This window comes from Thiohalorhabdus sp., from assembly GCF_036628635.1.
GTDB lineage: Bacteria > Pseudomonadota > Gammaproteobacteria > Thiohalorhabdales > Thiohalorhabdaceae > Thiohalorhabdus.
Genome location: NZ_JAZKRM010000114.1, coordinates 1 through 2,944 on the forward strand (window position 1 = coordinate 1; position 2,944 = coordinate 2,944).

General features: G+C 64.7%; 3 protein-coding genes. 2 read left to right on the plus strand and 1 reads right to left on the minus strand.

Annotated features, from left to right (window positions below; all coding sequences use genetic code 11):
* Window positions 1-420: 420 nt before the first annotated feature.
* Both V5A19_RS14195 and V5A19_RS14200 read left to right on the plus strand, forming a co-directional pair.
* Window positions 421-1,557 carry a methyl-accepting chemotaxis protein gene (locus tag V5A19_RS14195; RefSeq protein ID WP_332319933.1) on the plus strand — a complete coding sequence of 379 codons (1,137 nt, stop codon included), beginning with the start codon at window positions 421-423 and terminating at the stop codon, window positions 1,555-1,557.
* On the plus strand, window positions 1,544-1,912 hold the full coding sequence (locus V5A19_RS14200) for a DUF4168 domain-containing protein (RefSeq protein WP_332319934.1): 369 nt from the start codon (window positions 1,544-1,546) through the stop codon (window positions 1,910-1,912). The genes V5A19_RS14195 and V5A19_RS14200 overlap by 14 nt, the downstream gene beginning before the upstream one ends.
* Before the next feature lie 205 nt (window positions 1,913-2,117).
* On the opposite strand, the gene V5A19_RS14205 is transcribed toward V5A19_RS14200, so the two are convergent.
* The coding region (locus V5A19_RS14205; protein WP_332327981.1) for a methyl-accepting chemotaxis protein at window positions 2,118-2,944 on the minus strand (827 nt) is incomplete at its 5' end.

Sequence of the window (2,944 nt, forward strand, 5' to 3'; positions counted from 1 at the left end):
TCGGGCAGATTGTCCAGCTTGGCCCGGAGATTGGGCAGGTTCAGGTCGAGCCGGGCGGCTTCGTCGCCGCTATCCGACGCCCCGCTACCTTCGCCGCTGCCTCCGGCCTGGCCTCCCTGGGCGTTGCCGGAGCGGCCCGGACGCCGGGCGCTGGAGTTGTCGCCGCCATTGATGCGCATGGATAGCTCCCGGCCGGATGGCCGTTTGTTCGGGATTTACCGAATATACCGAAATCCTTGCCTCGGCAACAAGGAACGGGCTATTTTCTCCCCAGAAAATAAGGTAGGAAAGGGGTGGTGAACGGCCGGAAGGAGACGGTCGCCGGAGCGCAAGTCAGGTAGGATAGCTTTCGCGGTTTGGGCGATTCGGCATGGCCCCGTATTCCGCTGAACCGGTTTTGGGCGCACCAACGAGGGAATCATGGACGCACCCGCAGCCTTAAATTCCGAAGCAAGCTGGCTCAACCAAACGAACGCTCCCTGGCGGCGCCTTTCCCTCCACCTTCGGATCCTGGTGGTCGATCTGGTGGCCGCGGTTGTTGTGCTGCCGGTTCTGGCCGGGCTTTTGGGCCCTTCCGCCCTTACCTGGCTGATTCCCTTGGGGGCGGCCATTATTGCCGCCATGGTGTGGCTCACCTTCGTCATGGTGGTGCGGCCGCTGCGCCAGGCGGAAACAGCCCTGAGCCGGCTGGTGGCGGGGGATCTGAGCAAGACGGTAGCGCTTGAGACCGCCGATGAAGGCGAGGTGGGCCGGATTCTGGCCCGCGTCGCCGATGTCCGCGAGGAGCTTCGCCGGGAGGTCTACCAGGGCCTCCACCAAGCGGAGAATCTGGCGGAGCGCTCACAGGAGCTGTCCGGAACCGCCGAGGAAATGGCCCAGGCCGCTCAGGACCAATCCCAAAAGACCGAGCAGATCTCCGGCAGCGCCCAGGAGGTGAACCAGGTGGTGCAGGATGTGGCCACCAATGTGACCGAAGTGTCTCAGTCGGCCTCCAGCGCCTCCAGCACCGCCGAGGAGGGCATGGAGACGCTGGCCGAGGCTTCGGGCAAGGTCAAGGCGATGATTAGCACCAGCGACGAGGTGGCCGATATCACCGGCTCCATCGAAAGCATCGCCAAAAAGACCGATCTGCTTGCCCTCAATGCCGCCATCGAGGCCGCCAACGCCGGGGAAGCCGGCCAAGGCTTCGCGGTGGTCGCCGACGAGGTGCGCAAGCTGGCGGAGAACACCCGGGAAGCCACCACCAATATCACCAGCATCCTCAGCCGGCTGCAGTCCGAGGTGCACGATTCGGCCACTTCCATGGATGCCGTCATGGAAGGAATGACCGGCATCCTGGGCATGATCGAGAACACCGACTCCCGGGCAAGCCAGATCGCTGCCTCGGCGGAGGAGCTGGCGGCGACCATGTCCGAGGTCACCGATCAGATCGCCGAGACGGCCAGTAGCGGTCAGACGCTTACCGAATCGGTGAACCAGATCCAGGAGGCCAGCCGCCAAATCGGGGCCCTGGCGGAAGAGGTCCGGTCCGAGAAGGAGCGCTATGCGGTCCACTAGGCACCGCTACCGTATCGGGCTTGGTTTGCTTGTCGCCCTTTTGGGCGGGACAGCTCCCGCCTTGGCCCAGTCCGGTGATGGGAGCGGCTCGGATCCGGCAGCCGATGTCGAGCGGATCGGAGAGGACGAGCTGGCGGCCTATGTCCGGGCTGCCGCCGCCGTGCGCGCCATCCGCAAGGGCGAGACCGAGCCCGTGGATCCCGCCATTCGGCGGCGCATGGTGAAAGCGGTGGAAGAGCGGGGGCTGACCCTGGAGCGGTACAATGCCATAACCCGTCGGATCCGCCAGGACGAGGATCTCTACGCCCGGTATCAGGAGGCCTGGAGTCGTGAGGAGGGAGGGGGTGAGGGGTGAGGCGTTAGGCGGAAGAGGCAAAAACGGCGCTATCCGCCGATGAAGCAGATCAACGCAGATGGTAGCCGGAACTAACCCCTAAGCCGGGCCCCTATCTTGGCCTTTGCCTTCATCGGCGGCCATCTGCGAAATCTGCGGATAACGGCTTTGACGCTTCCGCTACGCCTCATTATCCCTCACCACACCCCGCGCACTCCTCAAAGATTCAGCCGCCGCTTCCTTCCTGGAGGCGGAATGCCTGGACGATCTCGGCAAGCTGACGGGCCATCTGGTCCACCTGCGAAGCGGCCTGGCGGATCTGCTCCACGGAGTCGGTAACCGCGTCGGCGGTCTCCTGGATCTCGCCCAGATTGTCGGTGGTCTCGCCCATGGTGGCGGCCAGCTCCTCCGCAGCGGCGGCGATCTGGTTGGCCATCTGGTCGGTGGACTCGGCCTGGGTGCGAATGGATTCCATGGCGCCGCTGAGCTGCTCCATGGTCTGGGTGCTGTCGTCCACCTGGCTCCGGAACTTCTCCAAAATGCCGTTAATCTCGCCGGTGGCATTGCTGGTCTGTTCGGCCAGCTGGCGAACCTCGTCGGCAACCACCGCGAAGCCCTTGCCCTGCTCGCCGGCGTTGGCGGCCTCGATGGCGGCGTTCAGGGCCAAAAGGTCGGTCTTCTTGGCGATATCCTGAATGGTTCCGGTAATCTGATCGACGTTCTCGGTGGTGGTCTTGAGCTCGGCCATCTGCCGGCTGGCCCGCTGCGCCGATTGGTTGCCGTCCTGGGCCTGCTGGTTGACTTTCCCGGCCGCGTCGGAGACTTCGGAGATGTTGTTGGCCACGTCCTGGACCACCTTGTTCACCTCCTGAACCGAGCCCGAGACCTCTTCGGAGCGCTTGGACTGGGCCTCGGCGCTTTCGGCCAGCCCGCCTGCTGAGGCGTTGAGCTCTTCGCTGGAGGCGGCCAGCTGGTTGGACTGCTCCCGGTTGGAGCGCATCTGGCTGTTGAGGGTGATGCGCATGTCCTCGGTGGCGGCCTGCAGGTCCCCGA

Coding starts and splice junctions, on each gene's coding strand:
- V5A19_RS14195 (WP_332319933.1), top strand. CDS start 421: ATGGACGCACCCGCAGCCTTAAATTCCGAAGCAAGCTGGCTCAACCAA.
- V5A19_RS14200 (WP_332319934.1), top strand. CDS start 1,544: ATGCGGTCCACTAGGCACCGCTACCGTATCGGGCTTGGTTTGCTTGTC.